The organism is Paenibacillus sp. FSL W8-0187 (genome assembly GCF_037969755.1).
GTDB lineage: Bacteria > Bacillota > Bacilli > Paenibacillales > Paenibacillaceae > Paenibacillus_AQ.
This window is the reverse complement of sequence record NZ_CP150206.1, coordinates 6,769,798-6,795,105: the sequence shown is the minus strand read 5'-3', so window position 1 is coordinate 6,795,105 and position 25,308 is coordinate 6,769,798. Positions and strand designations below refer to the sequence as shown.

Here is a 25,308-nt window from a genome sequence, read left to right as displayed (position 1 = left end):
TTAATAAATGAGAGATCAATGACGAGCCTATTTGAATCATATCACAATCAATCTCCCTTGCTCCAAGCAAATCCGAACCATCATTTGCAGGAAAAGACGAGATAAAGTGCCTGAGAACGCCTCGGTCTTGGGACCGAGGTGAAGTTCAGCCAACGGGCTGTTCTATGAATAGCGGAGGTGTGGTATCTTAGAGGGAGATTATGACTCCACCTGGTGGAGGACGGACATGTATTGTAGAAATAACTGTTGTGATGAAGAAGTAAAGATATAGATAGTGATTACTTTGTAAATCTGGAGGAGGATACTCATGATACCACATGACGATAAGCTGTCCGATCTGAAGATTACGGGAACCGGAAGTTCAAGCGGCGGCCAATACGATAAGGTGCGCATTGACGGTGCCGGGCAGGTGAATGGAGATCTGGATTGCCGAGAATTAATAGGTAATGGAAATATGAGTGTTAGTGGCGCCGTAGCTGCCCGTACGATTCGCGTGAACGGATCGGGAACCATTAAGGGGGCTGTGGAGTCTGAGGAGCTGCATGTAGCCGGCAGTTTGAGTTTGAAGGATGGATTGCGCTGTCGCTCCATCTTTATCGGGGGGCATTGCAGCATTCACGGAGATTCCGAATCGAAAAAGCTTGAGGTCACCGGAAACCTGAGAAGCCGTGGTGACGTGCGGAGTGAATCCGCCACGTTGCAAGGGGGATTTAAGATCGATGGCCGCCTGCATGTTGGAACAGCGGATATCCGAGTATTGGGCCGCTGCCTTGCACAGGAAATCGTTGGAGACCGGATAACGGTCCGCAAAAAAGGGAAGCGGCTCTGGGAAATGCTGTCCTTGCCTTTACGGGGAACACGGCTGGAGGCTCGTATTATTGAAGGCGATGTCCTTGATCTCGAGTATGTTGAAGCCGATATCGTCCGCGGTAACCGGGTGATCTTAGGCAAAGGGTGCGAGATTCGGCAAGTGGAGTACAGAGATGAACTGTCACAACATCCGGAAGCCGAGGTCAGAGCATCTCGGCGGTTTTAAGGATAACAACGATGCCCTTCCGGATGGGACATCTGAATGCCGAGCTGATTGAAGGCGAGGATATCCGTCTGGTGAATACGAGAGCTGCTATAAAGTCGATACATTACATTGAAATAACGGCAAGGCAAACAGCCCGGATTCGCGGTTCTATCGCGAATCCGGGCTGTTCCATGTTGTCTTCAGGTTTACGGGGCACTGATACCGTCCTCAACCACTTCCTCTTTCGGGGTATCATTCGCTTCAGGCAGTTGGACATCGTTCGTCGGATTAATGGCAACGATGCTGTTCTGGGGGCGGTAGGTATCCTTGGATATTTTGACGTTCTCCACAACTTTGCCGTTTACTTTCTTGGCTCGGTAGGTTTCAACCACATAGCCTGGCTTCCCGTTCTGAACCACCTGCTTGAGTCCTGGAGGAAGCGAGTTATTGTGAAAGATTTTCTCTGGTGACGGCAAGGTTTCAACGGTGGTGGACACAAGCTCATATTCCGTATTTTCCGGGAAGGTGCCAAACATCTTTAGTGTTAAATTATCGTGCAATACCTCCGATAAAATAAGCAGATGCTTGCCTGTATTGTTCCGAAAGCGAAAATTGATCGCCCCTTCAGCAAAGGTGGCATCCTGCCCCTTGGGCAGGTAGCTGACCGGAAGGGAATGATTGCGCCGTTCGGTGATTTCCAGCCCGACGAGCAAAGCGGCATGATAGACCGTGCTGGATACCTGGCAGATCCCGCCGCCGATCCCGGGCACCAGCTTGCCGTTCACGATAACGGGGGCTTCTTCAAAGCCGTACTCCTTCTTCGCGGCATCAATAATATGAGCATAATTGAATTCATCGCCGGGCTTCAGAATCATGCCGTCTACGGCTTTGGCAGCGGCCGTCACGTTATGAATGCGTCCAGGCCCGCTGGATCCGAGACTGGTAGAGAATTCGACGATTTTGCGCTCAATCCCCTCATCCTGCAGCGATTTTACGGTAACGGGGGGCTTTTGACGGATGACAGGCAGTTGGACCGTAATGATCTCATCCAATTTCGGCTCGGTGAAGTGGGACTCATTCGGAAGCGCAGCGCCGAACCCTTCATAGAATGTCGGCCAATCGATGCGGTATGCCGTTTTCTCCGGGGTGTACCGGACAACGTCATCTTCGGATATGCTCCGCACCGCATTGATGGGTTCGCCAAAGCGTTCCTTTTGCCAGTCTTCGCTCAATCGCTCTTTTAACACATTGCGATCCCAGTCTGTGGATATATGCCACTCCAGCTGAAAGTTACGCCGGTAAAGAACCTGATCCCATAATGATCCTTCGGACAACCTGGCGATAGCTTCCCGAAAATCGGCAGCGCTGAATTGAACTCCGGCTTCCCGGAGAGTGAAGCTTTCCGTGTGCCCTTTCAGAGTGCCCGATTGCAGCTCCACCTTCAATGCTGTCATCGCCTGCAGCCGTTGATCCAGCTCTGACAGCACCTCGTCTGCGGGTGTACCGCCTACCTGCCAACCGGAGAGAACGACCCCCTTCGGGAGTTCCTTCTGGTTCACGTACATCGTCAATAGACCGAAGCCGACGGAGAGGAGAAGACCGAAACTGATGACAATGATGAGACCAAGATGAATTTTTTTCAATTGAACCACCTTCTTAACTTCGTATTGGCCGCAGTTCATGCACTTTTTCATGTATATGTCACGGTGGGCTTAAACTTTCGGGTACTCAAAAGGTAACAAATTTGTTACAATAGACGATGTCGTGAGGATTTTTCATGGATTTTAAAGGAATTCGATGGAAACTGTCGAAAAGTATAATGGCTAATTAAGGATTGGGAAGTGATGAAGTGATCGAAATGCAGGACGTATGGAAGACTTATCCGAACGGCGCTCATGCGCTTCAAGGAGTTTCCGTCAAAATCAATCGAAATGAATTCGTCTATGTTGTCGGACCGTCAGGTGCAGGCAAATCGACGTTTATGAAACTTATCTATAGAGAAGAAGTGCCTACGAAGGGGCAAATTTCTGTTAATGGATTTAATATCGGGAAGCTGAAGCAGCGCAAAATTCCCTATGTTCGCCGAAATATCGGGGTTATTTTTCAGGACTATCGTCTGCTGCCCAAGCTGACTGCTTACGAAAATGTAGCTTTTGCCATGGAGGTTATTGAAGCGCCGCAGCGTCTCATCAAGAGACGGGTCATGGAGGTGCTGGAGCTTGTGGGCCTGAGAGCCAAGGCGAACCGCGAACCTTCCCAACTCTCCGGGGGTGAGCAGCAGCGGATCGCAATCGCCAGAGCGATTGTGAATAACCCCTCCGTCATTATTGCGGACGAGCCTACAGGTAACCTGGATCCGGAAACCTCGTGGGGCATCATGCAGCTGCTGGATGAAATCAATTTCAGGGGAACCACCATCGTAATGGCTACCCACAACAGGGATATCGTGAACACCATGCGTAAACGCGTTCTTGCGATTGAGCATGGACAGATCGTCCGTGACCAGCAGAGAGGAGATTACGGGTATGAATTTTAGAACCTTCTTGCGGCACTTGCGGGAAGGGGCGAAGAGCGTTTTCCGGAATGGATGGATGTCGGTCGCATCGGTTACTTCCATCGTAGTGTCTTTGTTTATACTGGGCGTTTTCATGCTATTAGTCATGAATGTTAACGCTTTAGCCGATAAAGCAGATAGCAATGTGCAAATCAATACGTACTTAAATCTTAATGTGGATAAGAAGCTGCGCGAAACCATCAAGAGTGAAATCGAGGCAATGCCTGAGGTCGGCGGCATCAAGTTCGTGTCCAAGGAAGAGGGCATGAAGGAGCTTGAAGAAAGCCTGGGCTCCGAATGGGTGGAAGGCTTCAGCGAGGCGGACCAGAATCCGCTTCCTGATGCATTCGAGGTTTCCGTTATTGAACCGACCACGGTCGGTTTTGTTGCCGACAAGATTACCGCTCTGAACCAGAAGTATACGGAGGAGCCGATCCTGCGAGTCAAGTATGGGGAAGGCACGGTCGAAACTCTGTTCAAGATTACGAAGACGGTGCGGAATATCGGCTTTATTTTCGTAGCGGGACTCGGTTTGATGTCTATGTTCCTGATCTCGAACACCATTCGAGTTACTATTTTGGCCCGTCGCCGCGAGATCGGCATTATGAAGCTTGTCGGCGCGACCAACAACTTCATTCGCTGGCCGTTTTTCGTGGAAGGTGCCATGATCGGCCTGATGGGCTCCATTGTGACGGTCACGCTGTTGTTTGTAGGCTACAATCGTCTGTACGCTGCGTCGCAAACCGATCTGACGCTGGCAAAGAGCTTAATCCCGCTGGGAGATTTGTGGCTGCAGCTCGGCATCATTATCGTTGGGCTGGGCATGGTCATTGGCATCTGGGGCAGCACCATGTCGATACGTAAATTTTTGAAAGTATAAAACAAGGTAAAGGATGGGGAGCGAAACTTGAAGAAAATCGCCGCAGGAGTAGCAGCCTTATTACTGGCCACTGTTATGATCCAACCGACCGTCGGACAAGCCGAGAAGAAGACTTCAGCCGATGTAGATCGAGAGCTGAGCGTGCTTCAGGAGCAGGTCAAGAAAGCACGGGCACAGAAGAACAAAGCAGCGGAAAATAAACAAGAAGCTCAGCATTACAAGAAAAAAACAACGAAGAATTTGAAATATGTGATGGAGCAGATCAGCATCGTCAGCAATGAATTGACCAAAATCTCCATGAAGATCGAGGAGACAGAGGATCTGCTGAGAAAAACGACCAAAGAACTTGAAGCGGCGGAGGAGCGTATCGCCTCCCGTGAGAAGCTGTTGGAATCCCGGATTCGCCTCATCTATATGGATGGGCAAGTATCTTATCTGGATGTGCTGCTCTCCTCGACCAGCTTCAGCGATTTTATTGAGCGTGCGGATTCTTTGAAGACGATCGTTAACCAGGACCAGGATTTGCTGGTGGAGCATAAGCAGGACAAGCTGCTGGTCATCGACAAGAAGAAGGAGCTTGAAGGACAGTATGCAACCGCCAAGGACCTGTATGGCCAAATGGAGGACCGCAAGAGTATCCTGAACGAGAAGGAACAGGAGAAGCGCGTACTACTGGCCCAGTATGATCAGGATATCGAGGATGCGGAAATCTTGACCGAAGAGCAGGATAAAATGTTGGTTGCCCTGGCAAGCAAACGTTCGGATCTGCAGAAGGAAAAGAATAAGCTTGCGGCTGAGGAAGCTGCCCGTAAAGCAGCGGCTGCCAAAGCGGCTGCGGCGAAAAGAGCCAAGGCGACCACCCTCGGTGGAAGTAAAGGTGGCGGCGGATACACAGGTAACGGCGGACCATTCGCGATCCCAGTTTCCGGTGCCAGACTTTCATCGGGTTATGGGCCTCGAGTTCATCCGGTAACGGGCCAGGCTGGCAAGATGCATACAGGCCAGGATTTCGCGGTACCACAGGGGACTGAGATCCGGGCAGCTGAGAGCGGCACGGTCATATTGGCCGAGTGGTGGAGCGGTTACGGAAACTGTGTTATTGTTGATCATGGGGGCGGCGTATGGACCTTGTATGGACATATCCGCAATGGCGGCATTAAAGTCAGCGAAGGCGACAAGGTGTCCAGAGGGCAGAAGATTGCCGAAGTGGGTTCCACGGGTCAGAGCACAGGACCGCATCTTCATTTTGAGGTTCGGATCAATGGATCGCCGGTCAATCCTTCGCCTTATCTGTAACAAACTTTTAGGACTTATACCATATAACCTTCAGACCGCTGTATAAATATTCCCGGCAAGCCAATCATATACTAGGTGGACGGGATTCCCCATGTGTAGCAGTTGAAACGTACAAAGGCGGTGAAGTACTTGCTGAAAAAACGAACGGCTGTCTTTCTGGTCATAGCTGCCATGCTGTGCGGCGTGCTGTTAACGATGGCTTTGACCCAGCTGCCCGCTCCTAGCCAGACCGGAGACGGTGAGGGGCTGCTGGCCAGTATAGCAAACAGGAATGGACTGGAGCAGTCTGAAGCGAAAAAACTGGGGACAGCGATTGACCTCATCGAAAGCAATTATTACAAGGATATCGATCGGTCGAAACTGATCGACGGCGCCATCAACGGGATGATGGAAGCGCTGGAAGATCCATATTCCAACTATATGGGAAAAGAAACGGCAGCCCAGTTTGAAGAGAGCATTGAGGGCTCCTTCTCAGGGATTGGTGCGGAGGTATCCTCTGTAGATGGCAGTGTCGTTGTTGTATCCCCGATCAAGGGATCTCCTGCGGATAAAGCCGGGATTCGGGCAAAGGATACCATCCTCTCAGTTAATGGGGAATCTTTGCAGGGTCTGGAGTTGAACGCGGCAGTCAACAAGATTCGCGGTCCGAAAGGTTCCAAGGCCGTCCTTCAGATTAAGCGTGCAGGCTCTGAGCAGCCTGTCGAGTATGTTATCGTTCGTGATGACGTCGATCTGGAAACCGTGTCGGCACGGATGGAGAAGGGCGGAATCGGTGTTATTGAGATCTCCCAATTCTCGCTGAATACAGGCGAACGCTTTAAGGAAGAACTCAAGAAACTGGAAAGCCAAGGCATGAAGGGACTGCTGATCGACGTCCGGAACAATCCAGGCGGCGTGCTGTCCGTTGTCATTGACATTGCAGAGCAGTTCGTACCTAAAGGCGAGTTGATCGTTCAGGTAGAGGATAAGAATAAGAAGCGGGAGAAGCATCCTTCGGGCGGTGAGGCCAAATCCTATCCGATAACGGTGCTGATGAACAAGGGCAGCGCCAGCGCTTCCGAAATTTTGGCAGGCGCACTGCAGCAGTCGGCAGGAGCTACCTTGATGGGAGAGCATTCCTTCGGAAAAGGTACCGTGCAAACGAGCTTTGATAAGCAGTTTGGCGATGGAAGCCTGCTGAAAGTAACGATTGCCAAGTGGTTGACGCCAAACGGTACCTGGATCCATGAGAAGGGAATTGAGCCGGATATTCAGGTGTCACAGCCAGAATACTTTACCGTTGCACCGATCGATAAGAAGAAAACTTATACGTACGACACGAATAGCACGGATGTGAAGAATGCACAGATCATGCTTGAAGCGGTTGGTTATAAGATTGGGCGTACGGATGGCTATTTCGACCGGAATACAGAGAAGGCCGTTAAGAGTTTCCAGAGCAAGCACAAGCTGAAAGCGGACGGTATCCTTAACGGCGCTACAGCCGAGGCATTGGAAGCCGCATTGATTGAGAAGATTCAGGATCCGAAAGAGGATAATCAAATGAATCGCGGAATTGCCGAGGTCCGGAAGGAAATCGCCGCCAAGGCGTCGAACAAGTAAGAAGGCTGAACGTTAGCCTTCTTTTTTTCTTTTAAGATATCTGAAAGTGTAGACTTCGAAGCATCTTGAAGCTGAAAGGAGCGTGGCAAGCTGTTGGAGACATTGAAACAACTGCTGATGTATGGGATAGATGCAGGCATACAACTGCTGACGCAGCCCTTTTATTATATTTCGATTTTGTTTGTCATGCTGTTTTACCGAAGGCAGGTGTTGGTGGAGCGTAAGCTGTTCCATGTGAAGCTGCATTCCTGGGGATTGCAGACATGGCGAACGTTTCTGGGCGGGCTGCTGGCAGGAATCGGCGTGTCCATCGTAGTAGCCTTCCTGGGAATATCCTTAAGCCTGGAAGCCATCATATGCATATGGGTGACTTCCCTGATTCTGATGCTGTTTCATATCCGGTACTTATGCTTCGCCTATTCCATCGGTCTTCTCGGGATCATTCAGTTTGGATTAGGCTGGTTTCCGAATTGGCAGCCGGATGGCTGGGTCAGTCACATAACGACAACGATTCATGGATTGGACATTCCTGCGCTGCTGGCTTTATCCGCCGTTCTGCATTTTGCAGAAGCCTTGCTTGTCAGGATACAGGGTTCGGGTTTTGCTACACCGCTGTTCCTTGAGGGCAAGCGTGGCAAGCTTGTTGGCGGCTATCACATGCAGAGCTTCTGGCCTTTACCCTTGTTCTTGCTTGTTCCGGCGGTAAGCGGAGGCAGCGTGCTGCCATGGACGCCATTCTTCGGTGGTGATGCCTGGAGTACAGGTTTTACGATGATGGCACTCCCGGTCGTGATTGGTTTCGGGGAAATGACGCAGAGCATGCTCCCGCTGGAGAAGGCAAGCATCACATCGAAGCGGCTCATATTTTACGGAGCCATTGTGCTGGCATTGAGCCTGTTGGCCGAGTGGTGGACACCACTCACGATCGTGGCTGCATTAGCGGCATTACTGCTGCATGAGGGCTTGGTGTGGTACAGCCGTTATGAAGAACAGCAGCGCAGTCCGATCTTTGTGCATCCGATTCGTGGACTACGCGTTCTCGCAGTGCTTCCGAATAGTCCGGCAAGCGAACTTGGCATTCTGGCAGGAGAGACGATCCTGAAGGTGAACGGTAAACTGATTCACAGTAAGGAACAGCTGCATAGCGCGCTTCGTCAGAATTCGGCCTTCTGTAAGCTGGAGGTTCAGAACCATCAGGGGGAGAGTAAATTCCTGCAGCGTGCAATCTACGCGGGGGATCATCATCAATTGGGAGCTATCGTTGCCCCCGACCCGAGGGATGGCATAGCGGTCGGGTTGAAGCCGGTAAGCTTGATCACCCTGCTGGCGAATAAACTTCATATTCGCAGCAAGCGGGGTTCTTCCGGTAGTAAGACGACCGGCGGCTCCGAAGAAGCCGGGTTCCATTCATCATAAATACTGAAAGGAGCTGTCCCATAAGTAGGTTTGCTCACTTGACGGGCGGTTCGTCAGATAAAAAATGTGTCAAATGAAGAAATGGCGGTGCTCAGGATGTTATCCTTGCACCGCCATTTCTTGCTTTTCGGTCTTTGTCGCTTGCTTGAGTAGATTATGGGCAAGCGAAAGCCATCCGACCTAGGCTCACTTTCGTCAGTCCTCGAAGCAGAAATACAAATAATAGTGTTCCCGTTTGACGTAGGAACGAAAACGATTGATGGTACGGAAGTCCGGGAGCTGGCGATCTGACGAGAAAAATAGATTCGCTGTGTGTAGGCGTAAATGATGACTTTGGTGAGCATCTTGGGATGGTAGCTGTCTCGTTCGCCACCGGGATAGGTGGCCGAAAAGATGCGGTCATCCAAGCAGTTAACCGCTTCATGCATGATGCGAACAAGATGATGAGGTGGAATGTCGTCCTCCAAATCCAGTTTCTTTTCGTATGTCTAATTAAAGTGAGGGATCTGCACAACTTAGCGGAGAGGACGAATCGATTCCGGACAAGCGTCAGCGCTCGCCTCCCTCCTTATGATTCAATTTTCTTGCGCTAGCTCGCTAATTCGCAGGATTTCATTCGTTATGAAAACAAATGTGACAACGAAGGCGACAAAAGGGGGGACCGTATGGCGAATGTGGGCATAACGAAATAAGGGGAAGTGCGAAATTCCCATAGTTTTCCTTTATTCGCATGCTCCATCTTCGTCCTTGAGGTTTGCCCTCCCATGTCTCAACGGGTCTATGCCCTTTCATTCCTTCGTTACACCTATCAAGGAGATGGAGTCCGTTACTGCTTTGTCCACGGGTCTGAGCCCTTTAGGCGAGCGTATCGGTTCTTCATGCTTCTTGTGAATCCTGCGAATGAGCCAGTAGGCAAGTGGTCGGTTATTAAGCGGCGACCGTTACTTTGTTGATGTCGTAAACGGAATGCTTCTTCGCCATAGCTACAAGCATACGAGCAAGCTTCCCGCACAGCTTCATGATCGACTTCATACCTTTCATGTTCTTCACTTGTTTGTTGTACTGATGCAGCGCCCGAAATTCTGGATTAATGGAAACCATATGAAAGACCGTCATGAAAAGAAGTTTTCGCAGTCCAGGTCGCCCTCGCTTCGTGATTTTCACTTCGCCCTTGTAGGTACCTGAGCTGTTTTCGGACAGATGTAAGCCAGCTAACCGAAGGACTTGGTTACCATGAGTAAAGCCGCCCAAATCACCCGCTTCACTGTATAACGTAGCCAGCGTAATATCATTCATGCCTTTAATGGTACGAAGGAGCTTTGCTGTGGGAATGCTTCGAAGGAGTTGACTCATCTTTTCTTCCAGTTGATTCAATTGGTCGTTATACATCTGCAGTTGTTGCAGCAGTAACGATATACTAAGTTTTGCTTCCTCTACACAATTCGGAATGGCAGCTGTCCGTTGCGCCGCATGGATGAGGGCAGCGGATACCTTACGGCTGCCTGCGCGCTTCAGTCGTTTTCTCCACCCGGCGATAACGTCTTCAACCGTTAAGTGGCGAAGATCGGATGGATGCGCAAATTCGGCCAACGTTGCGAGTGCCGTCTTCGAGGTGATGTCCTTAAATACCTGCTGAAACTCAGGGAAGTACATGTCAGTCCACCGATACATCTGGTTGACGACACTGGAGACTTGCTTGGTCACAAAGTCTCTGGTGCCCACAAGCTGCCTAAGCGCCCGATACGGCTCGGCGTGAATATGAGTTTCAGAATAGTATCCATTCTTCACCATGTCGGCAATGACCAAGGCATCTTTGACATCGTTTTTAGTTGGAGAGTTGTCCCGGTTTTCTTTGTTACGCTTCACTTGAAACGGGTTAACGAGAACGAGCTCGAGCAGCCTCTCTTTAAGCCAGAACGCTAGGTTGAACCAGTAGTGACCGGTTGGCTCAACGCCGAAGATGACATCGGTCTTGTTAAACTGAAGCATTAGAGCTTGCATCCACTGATATAACTTTTCATATCCTTCGAGATCGTTAGAGAACACAAGGTAGGAACCTCGTTCAATGCCACGATAGTCTGTCGCACGTGCGACATGTTTAAATTTTGCAATGTCGATGCCAATGATGAGATGATGGTTGGTTATACGTTCAATTCGTTGATTTTGTTTAACTGATTGTTTAAACTTCATAATAAGAGCACCTTCCTTATGATGTTGTGGTTGTCGTAGTGGACACCTTTCATCATAAGGAGGTGCTCGTTCAATTTCAAAGCCGAAATTTAAGAGCATACAGGAATGCTATGCCCCCACATTTCGTCCTTGCTCAGAACCAATCCAAGAAATGTGGGGGCAACAGTTATCATGAACGAGACAGACTCCCCGTAATTGCAACATCTTAGGTTAATTTTGGGAATAATGGTGTAGTAGAAGCTAAACCAAAACCAAAATCAGAGCTAAATTGCAAAGGAGAGTCTGTACTATGAAGGATACCATAAAATACGTAGGCTTAGACGTGTCGAAGGAAAATATTGCTGTATCTGTAGCTGATCCAGGAAGAGAAGGCGCTCGGTATTTGGGCACGATTCCTCATACCGAGTATCACATCTTGAAAGTATTGAGGAAGTTAGGCCAACCCAATGAATTAAGCGTTTGTTACGAGGCAGGTCCAACAGGATATCCTTTAGTTCGTTTGCTAACTGCACATGGATATGACTGCATTGTTATCGCCCCATCACTTATGCCTAGTCGTCCAGGAGAACGGGTAAAAACGGATCGTAGGGATTCGATGCGTCTGGCACAATTACTTCGAGCAGGTGAATTAACACGTGTGCATGTACCTACTCCAGAGGAAGAAGCGCTTCGTGATTTGGTACGAATGCGTGAAGATGTTAAGGAAGATCGAGCTCGAATCCGGCAGCGGATCGGGAAGTTTCTCCTTCGTCATCAGATTGCACCTAAAGAGCCACTTCGCCGTTGGACGGCTAAATACCGGTTATGGTTAGGACGTATTCCATTCGAGTCCGCTTCTCAACGTTTGGTTCTGCAGGAAATGCTGCATCAGATGGATGAAAATGAAGAACGTCTGAAGCGTATGGAAGCAGCCATTCACGAAGAAGCCACGGAAGGGCACCACGCCCCCTTAATACAAGCCCTTCAAACCTTACGTGGAGTAGCTGAAACGACAGCAACAGGAATCGTAGCGGAAGTGTGTTCATTTACCCGGTTTGGTAATGCGAAGGCTTTCATGGGGTACACAGGTTTGGTGCCGAGGGAATACTCAAGTGGCCAAAGCCGATGGCAGGGAAACATTACGAAATCGGGGAATACCCACCTTCGTCGTTTATTGGTCGAATCCGCTTGGAGTTACCGCTATAAACCTGCGCTACAAGGAGAGTTAAAGAAACGTCAACAAGGAAAATCTCCTGAAATTCAGGCCATATCCTGGAAGGCACAGCATCGACTACATCGAAAATACACGAAAATGCTGTCAAAGGGTAAGCCTAGTGGCAAAGCAGTTGTGGCCGTGGCGCGTGAACTAAGTGGATTTATTTGGTCGATTGCCCGAGAACTTGAAGAGAAAGGGATAAATAGGTGATCACCATTCCTATTGGAATCTAGTCGTATTGTGAGAATGGTTGATTCAAGGTGATCCCGTTCCCCCAAAAACAGGTGGAAGATGAAAAACTGAGTTAGAAGGCAAAGGGAAAAGCCGTAAGAGAGAATCCACGTCCATCGCTATGTGCCATCCCTCCAAAGGAAACGACGCACGACAACAGTTCGTGGTGCACTCTCTGCAGACGGAGAGAAAACATGCGGTATACAAAACCCGCGGATATCAGACTGCTCACCGTTGATAGCTTTTGCCTTCTAGTTCAGTTTTTACACCCTCTCTTGTATAAAGGGGATTGGGAAAACAAGGGAGTTACAAACTGCTATTTGACAGGTCTCGTTCATATCAGCGATGGGAGGAACGATTCGTACATGGAGCGTCTTCTAACAGCAAGAAGGGGCCTCCCGCAAGATCTAAGATCTTTTGGGACAGCCCGCTTTTTTGGATGCATATGCTCGGACCAGTTTAACGAAGAATGTTAACCCTGCAACTTTTTAAGATAAAAAATGGCGATTTGCGTCCGGTCCCGAAGATTCAGTTTTCCCAGGATTTCGGTGACATAGTTTTTGACGGTGCCTTCGCTTAAGAAAAGCTGTCCGGCAATTTCCTTATTGGACAAGCCGTCCGCAATAAGGACGACGACTTTCTTCTCGGCCGGGGTCAGCCCGAATTGTTCCAGCTCAGCAGCTTTAGGGACGGGCTGCGATGTTGGACGAAGCATGCCAGTCAGCTTGCGGGCGATATCGGGATGAATCAGCATATTACCGTCATGCACCGTTTTGATTCCCTGGATGATGCGGTCCGGCGGAATGTTCTTCAGCAGATAACCGCTAGCCCCGTTCCGCAGAGCCTCCACGATATAATCATCATCATCGAAGGTAGTCAGCATAAGCACTCGCACATCCGAATGTCGTTCACGAATCCGCCGCGTTCCTTCCACACCGTCACATACAGGCATCCGAATGTCCATGAGCACAACATCGACAGGAAGTCCCTCCTCCAACAAAGCCAGCGCTTCCTCGCCGTGCTCCGCGACAGCCGATACTTCGATATCCGGGTCCATCCCCACCAGTAATTTCAAGCTTTCCCGAATGAACGGGTCATCATCTACAATTAAAACGGATATCATGGATGGCCACGACCTTTTCTATAAAATAAGATACTGCGTCTTGTCTTGTTAAATTACATAATCTCACGCTTCTGGTAGACAGGCAGCCGGGTGATGACAGTAAAAGGTACGGTTCTCCGTACCTCCAGCGTCCCACCCACCACTTGGGTTCGTTCGAGCATGCTGCTCATTCCGATACCTTGATGGTCTGGTGCAGCTTCGTGGCCAGCTGGCTCCTGGACTGTGCCATCGTTGGAAACCTCCATCCGGACGTCCTGATCTCCGTAATGCAGGATGATTTGGATTCGTTTAGCCTCGCCATGGCGGATGGCGTTTGTGATAGCTTCACGGGCATTTTTGTACAGCACCACCTGTTGACTGGGATAGAGCGGATAGGGGATGCCCTGCAATATAAGGTCGGTCTCGATCCCGGTCTCCCGGCCGGTCTCTTCCAGGAGCCGATCCAGGGAATAGTCGTCCGTAATCCGCCGGACCGGGTTCATTTGTTTTACGGCCGATCGCATCTGCTCCATGCTCTCTCCTAGCTGGTCACGGATTTGATGGAGCATATCCATGCCGCGGCCGGAATCTTGAGGCACGATATGGAGAGCTGCTTCCATCATCATTTTTATGCGAATCAGGCGGTGGCCGATATCGTCATGCAGCTGGCGGGAGATGCGGTTACGCTCCTCGGCCTGCGCTGCGCTCTCTACCTGATGGGCAAATTGCAGCAATTGTCTGCCTGCTTCATCCTGCTGGAAATGCAGCCTTTTCAGCTCGTCGTATAACTGAATATGATCCACTTGCTTCTGATGCATTTCATGGATGTGGTTGAACGTTACTGCCATGAACAGAAACAGAAGATTGGCTGTCGTCAGCAGCAGGGCATCGTAATCGGTTATGGCCATGTTGAGCAACAGAAGGTGACCGAGCGCCAGACATAGCCTACCTGGCCGCTGCAATAAGGGCAAATAGACGCATAGGGTGGAGATGGACAGGAACACCATCATGAAGCCGTATTGATGGCATAGCCACAGAGATAGTGGAATTTCCAGCAGAGCGGCTGCCTTCAGATAAGCAGGCGATGGCAAAAAGCGGCTTAGCACCGTAATCGCCAGAAACAGCAATATGTACACCATATATTCCCCGTAATCATCGAGCTGCTGCAAAAAGATGTCTGCGGCGGCCGGAAGAAGAATTAATCCATACCTTAGATAGGTGAGTGGGGATGTCACGTGCGATCAGACCCTTTTCCATAGTGAAATCAAAACGTTCAAACGATTGGCTTCATTATATCACAAGGATGTTTTGGGCAAGGAGATGACTTTCGTCACCCTATAAGGTGACTTCTTCTACCTTAATAATTCGGATATTCCAGGTAGAATGAAATCAACAAATGGTTACGAGAGATATGAGAAATGGAGATGGTGAATATGGCGGTCTTTCTGCAGATGAAGGATGTCGTGAAAAGATATGGAAACAAGCTGTCGGTGGATCATATGAACCTGGAAGTGAACGAAGGGGAAATCTTTGGACTTTTAGGACCGAACGGGGCCGGCAAAAGCACGTCTATCAGTATGATCTGTGGCCTTCTTCCCAAGGATCAGGGCAGCATTAAGGTGGACGGTATCTCGATTGATGAGCAGCCGCTGGAAGTGAAGCGGAGAATCGGGTTGGTGCCGCAGGATCTGGCTCTGTACGAAGAGATGTCGGCTTGGGATAATGTCGTTTTTTTTGCAAAATTGTACGGGCTGCGAGGCCACCAGTTGAAGGAACGGGTGCAAGAGGCGCTGGAGTTTGTCGGCTTGCAGGATCGGGCGAAGGAAAAGCCGTCCACCTTCTCCGGGGGGATGAAACGAAGATTGAATATTGCATGCTCAATCACGCACCGTCCGAAGCTGATCATTATGGATGAGCCTACGGTAGGGATTGATCCGCAGTCCCGAAATCACATCCTGGAATCCGTGAAGACGTTGAACCGCATGGGCTCTACCGTAATTTATACGAGTCATTATATGGAGGAAGTTGCTGCGATCAGTGATCGGGTGGCGATTATGGATCAAGGTCATGTTATCGCCTGCGGGACGCAGCAGGAGCTTCGGGCACGCGTGGCGCATGAGGAAAAAATCATACTTACGGCTGATGGGATCACACCGGAATTGGTGGAGGAGTTGACCATTCACCCGCGCGTTCGACGCGTCACGCAGAATGATAACCAGATTGAGGTCTATGTACCGTCGGCTCAGGAGGAGCTACAGGATATTCTGTTCATCTGCAGTAAGCAGCATACGACGCTTCGCTCTCTGGAGTGCGAGGAACCGGGGCTTGAAACGCTATTTCTCAGTCTGACCGGGCGGACGCTGCGTGATTGATCATAAGGGACATATGCAGAGGAATTCATGAAGGAGGAATACCCGAAGATGAATACGATGATTATTGCCTGGTTTGAGCTAAAGCGGATGGCTACCAGCCGATCGGTGCTGATTAACCAGTTTTTGCTGCCACTCCTCCTTATTTTTATATTGGGAAATGCACTCTCGGGCTGGTTTGGCAACGATCAGGAGTTTAAACAGCCATCGGTCAGAGTGGGATTTGTAGTGAATGCTGTGGACGGAGGCCAGCTGCCGGGGAGTGTTCAGGCTCTAACCGGCTCACCGGAGATACAGGACATTCTGGTTCAAGAGATGGCATCCAGCCGTGAAGAGGTTGAAGGAAAGCTGCGCAGGGGCGAGGTGGATTATGCGGTGATAATTCCCGCTTCCTTTGATGAACGAATGGGCCAGGGAGCGGACGTGAAGCTTGAATTGTTGCCCGGAAGAGACCGTAATCTTAACCTGGTAGCAGACACCATCTTCAAGACCTTTATCGCGGATGTCAATCACAAACAGGCGGAGGTTATCGTTATGGGCGGAGATAAAGTTCTTGCCGCTCAAACGGCAGCACCTGTTGAAACCTCGTCCGGATCGAACGTAACGATCGGGAAACTAAGCGAGAAAGGAGCCACGTATTCAGCAGCCCAATATTACGCAGCCTCCATGCTGATCATGTTTCTTTTGTATTCCGGTCAGATGGCAAGCAGCAGTCTGCTGGGAGAGCGGGAAAGCCGGACCCTGTATCGCCTGCAAAGCGCACCGGTCACACCCGGAACTGTATTTGCCGGTAAGATTATTGGCTGCAGTCTGATTACGCTTGTACAGGCAGCAGCCATTGTGCTGGGTTCCATGTGGCTGTACGGCGTGAAATGGGGGCCTCACCCTTTGCTGCTCATCATGGTCTGCGTTTTAATCACGCTATCGTCCATGACCATTGCCACGTTTATAACCCTAGTCTCCTCAACGGCGGCAGGAGCCAGGGGGCTGATGCAGGCGATCATTATCGCCATGACATTTGTCAGCGGGGGATTCATGCCGCTTCCCGTGGAATTTTTCCAAAAGATCGCTTCCTTCACCGTCAATCATTGGGCCATGCAGAGCATGCTGCGGATGATGCTGAACAGCGACGTGCAATTGATTCTCACTTGTCTGGGTATGCTAGCGGCTATTACCGCGGCCCTGTCGGCTGCAGCCATGATTACGTACAGAAAGGTGGGATACCATGCATAGCTTAACCATAGCCTGGCATATGGTAAGACGCACACTGGGGCGCAAAAGAGGCTGGATCGTCTTCCTGCTGGTTCCTTGCGTGGTTGTTACCTTGACGGTGTTTTTCTTGGGGCAGACCTCGGCTGCGAGCATTCTGGTCTCTTATGTGAATGAGGATGAGGGCCCGGCAGGCCAGTATCTGATGAACGAGCTGGAGCGCAGCGGCCAATACGTACTCAAGGAGTTCGAATCCGAGAACATGTTGAGAGAAGACCTGGTGGAGAATAAAAGCATGGTAGGCGTTTATATACCGGGGGGCTTCAGCGACGGATTGATTGAAGGACAGTGGCCGACGGTTCAGGTATATGAGGCTTCAACTTCGGAAGCTTCGGTGATGATACGAATGACGGCGGACTCTGCGGTTACGCGTCTGAGCGGCACGGCTGCTTTGATTCGGGAAACCTCGGAGCCGGCTGTTGACCGCATGTTGATGCTGCAAGAAGTGCTCAAGCAATCCGCGCTGAATCGGGTGGATACTGAGGTCACGGATTTGAATCTGTACGCCAAGCCGGGACTCTCGAACGTAACAGGCTTTACCCTGATGTTCATGATGACCCTCATCTCCAGCGTTGTGTCGATGATGATCGATGACCGCAGACAGCGAACGCTGTCTCGCATGTACACTGCACCGGTGCGTGCCTATCAGATCGCTTTAGGTAATTTTCTGGGCAGCTTGGTGGTCGGCTCGTTGCAGGTGATCATCGTGCTCGCGCTCAGCCGGTATGTGCTCCGTTACGATTACGGAATTCCGTTACTGCTGCATTTCCTTATTCTGATGGCCTTTATGATGGTATCGTTAGGGCTGGCAAGTACGGTTGCTGGGTTGATCCGAAACGGGCAAAATGCGGCTATGATCAATTCCATGATCGTCACGCCGACCTGCATGCTGGGCGGGTGTTTCTGGCCGCTTGCTATCATGCCGGAATTCATGCAGAAGATCGCCAACTTCATACCGCAAAAATGGGCCATTGAGGCGGTGGAGATCGCGGCTACAGGCGGCACGTTTTCCGATATCGCACTGCCGCTAGCCATCCTCAGTCTGATGGCGGTCATTCTGCTGGCCGTCGGTTCCGCTGTCCTGCGGCCAAGCGAGCGCGGGGCAGGGCAAGGCGCTTAGCTTAACAAGTATGTTGGAAACCTAATGTCTCTCAGGAACGTTGTTAGTAATCGAATCATTTTTTTTAAACGAAAGCGCCCGGTCAGATCTGAATGCATGGATTCAGTCTACCGGGCGCTTATTTCATATTGGGGACGATGGGGTGGCATTTTCTTCTAAGTCAAGGCGTGGAGTGGGTTGAGCCGCGTGGAGGCTATCTTCCTACTCCTTAAGCTGTCGTAACACGGTAATTTCGACCCGCCGGTTCTTCTGCTTGCCTTCAGCAGTCGCATTATCCGCGGCTGGCCTCGTATCGGCATAACCTGCATACTGGAAGCCTTCCGGATCCAGCTTGCTGCTCTCAAGGAAGAACCGCAGTACCGACATCGCCCGGGCACCGGAAAGCTCCCAGTTGTCCTTGTAGCTGGAATAGCGTCCGATTGGCACATTGTCCGTATGCCCCTCGATGCTCACGGTGGTGTTTAAATCACCGAACAGGCTCGCCAATTTGCCCAGAACGGGAGCGGCCCCGGGTTTAAGCTCGGCCTTGCCGACATCGAACAGAAAGCGGTCGCTTAACGTAATGGCAATCCCTTGCGGCTCGTCCGCGATAAAGATATCCTCTTCGAGCTGGTTGTCTTTCACGTATTGCTGAATAAGCCCCATAAAGTTCGCCAGTTCTTCCTCCTGGGCACGGAAAGCCAGCTCCCGTTCAGTTAGCGGTTCTGAACCAGCATCTTTATCCTCTTCTTCCTCATTGGCGGCAGGCTGCGGTGGAGGATTCTTATGGTTCTCCGTATCGGCTGTGCCGGTAATGCCCGAACCCATCTCCAGGATGCTGTCTCCGCTCTGGAAGGTGGCTTGCAGGGATTGGGTGACAAGTTTGTATTTTTCCGTATCGAGCCGGCTCATGGCATACATTACAACAAAAAAGATCAGGAGCAGCGTAATCAGGTCGGCATAGGTGATCATCCAGCGGTCGCGCTGTTCGCCTTCGGTCTGCTTGCGATGACGGCGCCGTCTATTCGGCTTTTTCATGCACAATCCCCCTTGAGGACGGAATGTCCGTGGTGCCAGCGGAAGCGAAGGAGGCTAGCTTTTTACGAACTAACAGCGGGTGCTCTCCGTTCTGAACAGCCATAATTCCTTCGAGCAGCAGCTCCATATTTGCAATTTCTTCTTCGGAACGTGCTTTAATCTTGGACGCAATGGGCAAAAAGATAATATTGGCACTTGCGACGCCGTATAAAGTAGCGGTGAACGCGACCGCGATCGAAGGTCCGAGATCGGTTGGGTCTTGCAGACTGCCCAGCACGTGGATCAATCCCATGACGGTACCGATGATCCCCATGGTAGGAGCATATCCCCCGGCGGACTCGAAAATCTTGGCATACCCTTCGTGCTTCTGCTCGGCGGCATTGATATCGAGCTCCAGGATTTGGCGCACCATCTCCGGATCGTTGCCGTCGACGACCATCTGCATGCCTTCCCGCAAGAACGGATCCTCGTGATCGGCGGAGATACGCTCCAGCGCCAGGACCCCGTCTCTTCTGGCCGTAACCGACATATCAACAATGGCGTCAATCAGCTCGTCCGTTGAACGGTTGCTGCGGCCGAAGGCCAGCTTGAGCGCAGCCGGGATGGTGCGGAGCCGGGTGGCCGGAAAACTGACGATGACGGCCGCGATGGTGCCGCCGAATACGATAAGCGCAGCCGCTCCTTGCAGCAGGCCGCTCAGATGCCCGCCTTCCCATAAAAACCCTCCGATCAACGCGGCCAGACCGGCGAGAATGCCAAAAATAATTGTAATATCCATAACGCTGTATCATCTCCTTAAGGAAGTTAATTGAAGACCATGGGTTCGCTTGAAGCTAGTCCGACATGTAATATGAAGGCTGTGGGGTCATACAAGTTGAAGCACGGAACATTCGCGCTGGAACTTATTGAAATTTTCATTAAACTATTTGCATCAAAAAAACGTAAAGGGTATAATGAGACGGGAACAAATATTCTTATTCTTTACGTAGACACCACTAATTTCCCATAGTATATCATCGGGAAGTTTCGACATATCTTTTAGCATGAATTTCATTTTAGAGTATGAGGGTGATGAAGGGCAATGAGCGATTTAGTTGTCAGTACCAAATCCTTTGAGATCCAGTCTGAATTCCAGCCGCAGGGCGATCAGCCCACGGCTATTGATGCGTTGGTCGAAGGACTCCGCCAAGGGAAAAAACATCAGACGCTGCTAGGTGCAACAGGAACGGGTAAGACGTTTACGATCGCGCAGACAATCGCCAAGGTAAACCGTCCCACACTCGTCATTGCGCATAACAAGACGCTGGCTGCACAGCTGGCCAGCGAGTTTAAAGAATTCTTTCCGAATAACTCGGTGGATTATTTCGTGAGTTATTACGATTACTATCAGCCGGAAGCTTATATCCCTTCCTCCGATACGTATATCGAGAAGGATTCCAGCATTAATGAAGAGATTGATAAGCTCCGCCACTCTGCAACGAGTTCGCTGTTCGAACGGCGCGATGTCATCATTGTGGCGAGCGTATCTTGCATATATGGCTTGGGTTCGCCGCATGAGTACGGAGAATTGCTGCTTTCGCTCAGGGTGGGCATGGAGAAGCCGCGCAATGAGATTTTGTCGCGGCTGGTTGATATCCAGTACCAGCGGAACGATATCAACTTCGTTCGCGGTACATTCCGCGTCCGTGGGGATGTGATCGAGATATTCCCTGCCTCCAAGGGGGAGCATGCCGTTCGCGTCGAGCTGTTCGGCGACGAGATCGAGCGGATCACGGAGATCGACGTCTTAACGGGCGAACTGGTTGGGGAACGCGAGCATATCGCCATCTTCCCGGCGTCTCACTTCGTTACCCGTGAAGAGACGATGCGGGTAGCAATCGTGAACATCGAGCGCGAATTGGAAGAACGCCTTGAACTGCTGCGCTCGGAAGGCAAGCTGCTGGAAGCGCAGCGCCTCGAGCAACGTACCCGTTACGACATCGAGATGATGAAGGAAGTCGGATTCTGCTCCGGCATCGAGAACTACTCCGGCCCTTTGACCTTCAGGGAGCCTGGTGCTACGCCATATACGCTCCTTGACTATTTCCCGGATGATATGTTGTTTGTCATTGATGAATCGCACGTTACGCTCCCGCAAATCCGCGCGATGTACAACGGTGACCGGGCACGGAAAACGGTGCTGGTTGATCACGGCTTCCGCCTGCCGTCCGCGCTGGATAACCGGCCGCTGAAGTTCGAGGAATTCGAGGAGAAAGTCAACCAGATCATCTACGTATCGGCCACGCCGGGTCCGTATGAGATGGAGCACTGCGATACGATGGTCGAACAGATCATCCGGCCGACAGGCCTGCTTGATCCGATCATTGATGTGCGCCCAACAGAAGGGCAGATCGATGACCTGATTAGCGAGATCCATGACCGGGTGGAACGTGACGAGCGTGTGCTCGTGACCACCCTCACGAAGAAGATGTCAGAGGACCTGACTGATTACCTGAAAGAAATTGGCATCAAGGTTCGTTACATGCACTCCGATATCAAGACATTGGAACGGATGCAGATTCTGCGCGATCTGCGGCTTGGTACATTCCACGTGCTGGTGGGTATTAACCTTCTACGGGAGGGTCTTGACCTGCCGGAGGTTTCCTTGGTTGCGATTCTGGATGCGGACAAGGAAGGTTTCCTCCGCTCGGACCGCGCTCTTATCCAGACGATTGGCCGGGCTGCCCGGAACTCGGAAGGTAAAGTGATCATGTATGGTGATAAGATCACAGACTCTATGGATCGGGCCATTAAGGAAACCGAGCGCCGCCGCAGCATCCAGATTGCATATAATGAGAAGCACGGTATTACACCGCAAACGATCCGTAAGAAGATCCGCGATGTCATCGAAGCAACAAAGGTTGCAGAGGGAAAAGCAGATTATCTGGTGGGAGAAGGACAGAAGATGTCGAAGAAAGAGCGTCAGAATCTGATCCAGCGTCTGGAATCCGAGATGAAGGAAGCGGCCAAGAATTTGCAATTCGAGCGTGCGGCAGAGCTTCGTGATGCGCTGCTGGAGCTGCAAGCCGAATAAATGTTGGAGAAACGAATGACAGGGGGGACGGCCTACGCTGTCGTTCTCTTTGTGAAAGTATAAGCATCACATGCATGCCATATGGAGTAGGAGATGATATCGTTTGGCCATTGAAAATCTTGTGATCAAAGGCGCTCGTGCACACAATCTGAAAAATATCGACGTCACGATACCGCGTGACAAGTTCGTCGTTCTTACGGGGCTTAGCGGCTCTGGCAAATCCTCTCTCGCATTCGATACGATTTATGCCGAGGGTCAGCGCCGTTACGTGGAATCCTTGTCCGCTTATGCACGCCAGTTCCTCGGACAGATGGAGAAACCGGATGTCGATTCCATTGAAGGCCTCTCGCCGGCGATATCGATTGACCAGAAAACGACGAGTCGCAACCCCCGCTCTACGGTAGGTACCGTCACGGAAATCTATGATTATTTGCGTCTCTTGTTCGCCCGGATCGGACACCCACACTGTCCGGAGCATGGCGTGGAGATTACCTCCCAGACGGTCGAGCAAATGGTAGACCGCATCATGCAGTATCCCGAGAAGACGAGACTGCAAATCCTCGCGCCGGTCATTTCCGGACGCAAGGGCGAGCATAAGAGCCTGTTCGCCGATATAGCGAAGCAGGGCTTCGTTCGGGTGCGCGTCGATGGAGAGCTGCGCGATCTGTCGGAAAGCATCGAACTCGAGAAGAACAAAAAACATACGATCGAGGTGGTTGTGGACCGGATCGTAGTTAAGGAAGATATAGAGGCACGTCTGGCCGATTCGATCGAGACGGCACTGAACCTATCAGGCGGTCAGCTCCTGGTTGATATCATGGGTCAGGAGGAGCTCAGGTTCAGCTCCAACTTTGCTTGCCCGATCTGCGGTTTTAGTATGGAAGAGCTGACGCCGAGAATGTTCTCCTTCAATACCCCTTTCGGTGCTTGTCCCGATTGTGACGGCTTGGGCGTCGAGATGATTGTGGATCCGGAGCTGCTTATACCGGATACGAGCAAAAGCGTGGAGGAAGGTGCCTTTGCCGCATGGAGCGGGGGCACATCCACTTATTATCCGCAGTTTCTGAAATCGGTCTGCGCGCATTTCGGCATTCCGCTGGACAAGCCGGTCAGTACTTTTAGCCAAGAACAGATGAATAAACTGTTGTACGGTACAGGCAATGAGAAGGTTCACTTCCGTTATGAGAATGACTTCGGTCAGCGCAAGGAAGCGTATGTAACCTTCGAGGGCATCATTCCGAACCTAGAACGTCGCTACCGCGATACGAATTCCGAGGGTATTCGCGAATACATCGAAGGTTATATGAGCAGCAAGCCATGCGATGTGTGTAAAGGTCATCGTCTCCGGAAGGAAAGCCTGGCCGTTACGGTCAATGACCGCAACATGGCCTATGTCACTAGCCTGTCGATCGGAGAGTCCCTGAAATTTTTCGATCATCTGGAGCTTAGCGAGAAAGAACAACAGATCGCAAATCTCATTCTGAAGGAGATTCACAGTCGTTTGGGCTTCCTTGTCAATGTGGGTCTGGATTACCTGAATCTCAGTCGTTCGGCGGGAACCCTGTCCGGTGGGGAAGCGCAGCGGATCCGGTTAGCCACGCAGATCGGATCAAGCCTGATGGGCGTGCTGTACATTCTGGACGAGCCCAGCATCGGGCTGCATCAACGGGATAATGACCGCCTGATCTCGACGCTGGAGCATATGCGGGATCTGGGCAATACGCTGATTGTGGTCGAGCATGACGAGGACACCATGATGGCTGCGGACTATATCATCGATATTGGTCCTGGCGCTGGTATTCATGGCGGCCAAGTCATCGCGGAGGGAACCCCGAAGGAGATTATGAACGACCCTAACTCTCTGACGGGCCAGTACCTGAGCGGCCGTAAGTTCATTCCGGTCAACAGCAAGCGGCGCAAGACCGATGGACGCTGGCTTGAGATTAAAGGCGCGAAAGAGAACAATCTGAAGAATATTAACGTGAAAATTCCGATTGGCGTCTTTACGGCGGTAACCGGTGTGTCCGGGTCAGGCAAGTCGACACTGGTCAACGAGATCCTCTACAAGACACTTGCTCGTGACTTGAACAGAGCCAAAGTACGTCCGGGGCAATACCGCGAGATGAAAGGTTTGGAGCATATCGAGAAGGTCATTGACATCGACCAGTCTCCGATTGGCCGTACGCCTCGCTCCAACCCGGCGACCTACACAGGCGTCTTCGACGATATCCGGGATATCTATTCCCAGACGAATGAAGCGAAGATTCGCGGATACAAGAAGGGCCGATTCAGCTTCAACGTGAAGGGTGGCCGCTGTGAGGCTTGCCGCGGGGACGGTATTATCAAGATTGAGATGCACTTCCTGCCGGATATCTACGTGCCTTGCGAAGTGTGTAAGGGCAAACGCTACAACCGCGAAACGCTCGAAGTCAAATATAAAGGCAAGAACATCGCTGAAGTACTGGAGATGACCGTTGAGAATGCAACGGATTTCTTCCAGAACATTCCGAAGATTCACCGGAAGATGCAGACGCTGATGGATGTCGGTCTGGGTTATATTACTTTGGGCCAGCCTGCCACCACGTTGTCCGGTGGTGAAGCCCAGCGCGTGAAGCTGGCTTCCGAGCTGTATCGCCGCAGCACAGGCAAAACGATGTATATTCTGGATGAACCGACTACCGGCCTGCATGTGGACGATATCGACCGTCTGCTCGTTGTGCTTCACCGCCTGGTGGATTCCGGGGAGTCCGTCCTTGTCATCGAGCACAATCTCGATGTCATTAAGACAGCGGACTATCTGATTGACCTAGGTCCGGAGGGCGGCAGCGGCGGTGGTACCATCATCGCTACCGGAACGCCAGAGGATTTAGTCAAGGTGTCCGAGTCTTATACAGGGAAGTACCTAAAACCCATCCTGGAACGCGATACGAAGCGAACCAAGGAATTGAACAAGGTGGAAGCGGCACGTTAATAGCTTCGAAT

18 protein-coding genes are annotated in these 25,308 nt (G+C 51.1%); 12 read left to right on the top strand and 6 right to left on the bottom strand.

The annotated features are described in order from the left end of the window. Positions 1-307: 307 nt before the first annotated feature. On the top strand, positions 308-1,036 hold the full coding sequence (locus MKY48_RS30850) for a polymer-forming cytoskeletal protein (protein ID WP_339291858.1): 729 nt from the start codon (positions 308-310) through the stop codon (positions 1,034-1,036). Between the two features lie 185 nt (positions 1,037-1,221). Here the strand turns inward: MKY48_RS30850 and MKY48_RS30845 are convergent, their stop codons facing one another. After that, complete coding sequence (locus tag MKY48_RS30845; RefSeq protein ID WP_339291857.1) at positions 1,222-2,658, bottom strand: VanW family protein; 1,437 nt, start codon at positions 2,656-2,658, stop codon at positions 1,222-1,224. Between the two features lie 206 nt (positions 2,659-2,864). Between MKY48_RS30845 and ftsE the strand changes: the two genes are divergently transcribed. From ftsE to MKY48_RS30820, 5 genes are all read left to right on the top strand, one after another. Next, a complete protein-coding gene (gene ftsE, locus MKY48_RS30840) occupies positions 2,865-3,551 on the top strand; it encodes a cell division ATP-binding protein FtsE (protein WP_076324040.1) in 687 nt (228 codons plus the stop codon). Continuing rightward, complete coding sequence (gene ftsX, locus MKY48_RS30835; RefSeq protein WP_076324041.1) at positions 3,541-4,449, top strand: permease-like cell division protein FtsX; 909 nt, start codon at positions 3,541-3,543, stop codon at positions 4,447-4,449. The genes ftsE and ftsX overlap by 11 nt, the downstream gene beginning before the upstream one ends. 27 nt (positions 4,450-4,476) lie before the next feature. Then, positions 4,477-5,745 carry a peptidoglycan DD-metalloendopeptidase family protein gene (locus MKY48_RS30830; RefSeq protein ID WP_339268424.1) on the top strand — a complete coding sequence of 423 codons (1,269 nt, stop codon included), beginning with the start codon at positions 4,477-4,479 and terminating at the stop codon, positions 5,743-5,745. Between the two features lie 129 nt (positions 5,746-5,874). Next, complete coding sequence (locus MKY48_RS30825) at positions 5,875-7,344, top strand: S41 family peptidase (RefSeq protein ID WP_339268422.1); 1,470 nt, start codon at positions 5,875-5,877, stop codon at positions 7,342-7,344. A gap of 93 nt (positions 7,345-7,437) precedes the next feature. Further along, positions 7,438-8,760: a PDZ domain-containing protein gene (locus MKY48_RS30820; RefSeq protein WP_339291856.1), complete on the top strand. Its 1,323-nt coding sequence runs from the start codon at positions 7,438-7,440 to the stop codon at positions 8,758-8,760. 927 nt (positions 8,761-9,687) lie between these two features. Here MKY48_RS30820 and MKY48_RS30815 read toward each other — a convergent pair. Beyond that, positions 9,688-10,950, bottom strand: a complete 1,263-nt coding sequence (locus tag MKY48_RS30815; protein ID WP_098748207.1) for an IS110 family transposase — start codon at positions 10,948-10,950, stop codon at positions 9,688-9,690. Positions 10,951-11,239: 289 nt separating this feature from the next. Here MKY48_RS30815 and MKY48_RS30810 point away from each other — a divergent pair, with 289 nt between their 5' ends. Beyond that, positions 11,240-12,355, top strand: coding sequence for an IS110 family transposase (locus MKY48_RS30810; protein ID WP_339291533.1), 1,116 nt, complete (start codon positions 11,240-11,242; stop codon positions 12,353-12,355). Positions 12,356-12,848: 493 nt separating this feature from the next. Here MKY48_RS30810 and MKY48_RS30805 read toward each other — a convergent pair whose 3' ends face one another. Further along, a complete protein-coding gene (locus MKY48_RS30805; protein WP_339268418.1) occupies positions 12,849-13,499 on the bottom strand; it encodes a response regulator transcription factor in 651 nt (216 codons plus the stop codon). A 53-nt stretch (positions 13,500-13,552) separates the two neighbouring features. Then, positions 13,553-14,713 carry a histidine kinase gene (locus tag MKY48_RS30800; protein WP_339268417.1) on the bottom strand — a complete coding sequence of 387 codons (1,161 nt, stop codon included), beginning with the start codon at positions 14,711-14,713 and terminating at the stop codon, positions 13,553-13,555. A 189-nt stretch (positions 14,714-14,902) separates the two neighbouring features. Between MKY48_RS30800 and MKY48_RS30795 the strand changes: the two genes are divergently transcribed. Genes MKY48_RS30795 through MKY48_RS30785 form a run of 3 tightly spaced genes read left to right on the top strand, consistent with a single transcriptional unit; the run spans position 14,903 to position 18,236 of the window. After that, the gene (locus tag MKY48_RS30795; protein WP_339273709.1) at positions 14,903-15,850 is read left to right on the top strand and encodes an ABC transporter ATP-binding protein; all 948 of its coding nucleotides are present in this window, start codon (positions 14,903-14,905) and stop codon (positions 15,848-15,850) included. Between the two features lie 48 nt (positions 15,851-15,898). Beyond that, positions 15,899-17,080, top strand: a complete 1,182-nt coding sequence (locus MKY48_RS30790) for an ABC transporter permease (RefSeq protein ID WP_339268415.1) — start codon at positions 15,899-15,901, stop codon at positions 17,078-17,080. After that, the gene (locus MKY48_RS30785; protein WP_339268414.1) at positions 17,073-18,236 is read left to right on the top strand and encodes an ABC transporter permease; all 1,164 of its coding nucleotides are present in this window, start codon (positions 17,073-17,075) and stop codon (positions 18,234-18,236) included. The genes MKY48_RS30790 and MKY48_RS30785 overlap by 8 nt, the downstream gene beginning before the upstream one ends. 201 nt (positions 18,237-18,437) lie before the next feature. Here the strand turns inward: MKY48_RS30785 and MKY48_RS30780 are convergent, their stop codons facing one another. Both MKY48_RS30780 and MKY48_RS30775 read right to left on the bottom strand, forming a co-directional pair. Beyond that, on the bottom strand, positions 18,438-19,253 hold the full coding sequence (locus tag MKY48_RS30780; protein ID WP_339268412.1) for a flagellar motor protein MotB: 816 nt from the start codon (positions 19,251-19,253) through the stop codon (positions 18,438-18,440). Continuing rightward, a complete protein-coding gene (locus MKY48_RS30775; protein WP_339268410.1) occupies positions 19,237-20,031 on the bottom strand; it encodes a flagellar motor protein in 795 nt (264 codons plus the stop codon). The genes MKY48_RS30780 and MKY48_RS30775 overlap by 17 nt, the downstream gene beginning before the upstream one ends. A 303-nt stretch (positions 20,032-20,334) precedes the next feature. Here MKY48_RS30775 and uvrB point away from each other — a divergent pair, with 303 nt between their 5' ends. Further along, complete coding sequence (gene uvrB, locus MKY48_RS30770) at positions 20,335-22,326, top strand: excinuclease ABC subunit UvrB (RefSeq protein WP_076324052.1); 1,992 nt, start codon at positions 20,335-20,337, stop codon at positions 22,324-22,326. 103 nt (positions 22,327-22,429) lie between these two features. After that, entirely contained in the window at positions 22,430-25,297 is a 2,868-nt protein-coding gene (gene uvrA, locus MKY48_RS30765) for an excinuclease ABC subunit UvrA (protein WP_076324053.1), read from the top strand. The last annotated feature ends 11 nt before the right edge of the window (positions 25,298-25,308 follow it).

What these genes read in the sequence shown, in the direction of transcription:
- MKY48_RS30815 (WP_098748207.1), bottom strand. Translation starts at nt 10,950, where the DNA reads ATGAAGTTTAAACAATCAGTTAAACAAAATCAACGAATTGAACGTATA.
- MKY48_RS30790 (WP_339268415.1), top strand. Translation starts at nt 15,899, where the DNA reads ATGAATACGATGATTATTGCCTGGTTTGAGCTAAAGCGGATGGCTACC.
- uvrB (WP_076324052.1), top strand. Translation starts at nt 20,335, where the DNA reads ATGAGCGATTTAGTTGTCAGTACCAAATCCTTTGAGATCCAGTCTGAA.
- MKY48_RS30850 (WP_339291858.1), top strand. Translation starts at nt 308, where the DNA reads ATGATACCACATGACGATAAGCTGTCCGATCTGAAGATTACGGGAACC.
- MKY48_RS30775 (WP_339268410.1), bottom strand. Translation starts at nt 20,031, where the DNA reads ATGGATATTACAATTATTTTTGGCATTCTCGCCGGTCTGGCCGCGTTG.
- ftsX (WP_076324041.1), top strand. Translation starts at nt 3,541, where the DNA reads ATGAATTTTAGAACCTTCTTGCGGCACTTGCGGGAAGGGGCGAAGAGC.
- MKY48_RS30785 (WP_339268414.1), top strand. Translation starts at nt 17,073, where the DNA reads ATGCATAGCTTAACCATAGCCTGGCATATGGTAAGACGCACACTGGGG.
- MKY48_RS30805 (WP_339268418.1), bottom strand. Translation starts at nt 13,499, where the DNA reads ATGATATCCGTTTTAATTGTAGATGATGACCCGTTCATTCGGGAAAGC.
- MKY48_RS30795 (WP_339273709.1), top strand. Translation starts at nt 14,903, where the DNA reads ATGGTGAATATGGCGGTCTTTCTGCAGATGAAGGATGTCGTGAAAAGA.
- MKY48_RS30780 (WP_339268412.1), bottom strand. Translation starts at nt 19,253, where the DNA reads ATGAAAAAGCCGAATAGACGGCGCCGTCATCGCAAGCAGACCGAAGGC.
- MKY48_RS30810 (WP_339291533.1), top strand. Translation starts at nt 11,240, where the DNA reads ATGAAGGATACCATAAAATACGTAGGCTTAGACGTGTCGAAGGAAAAT.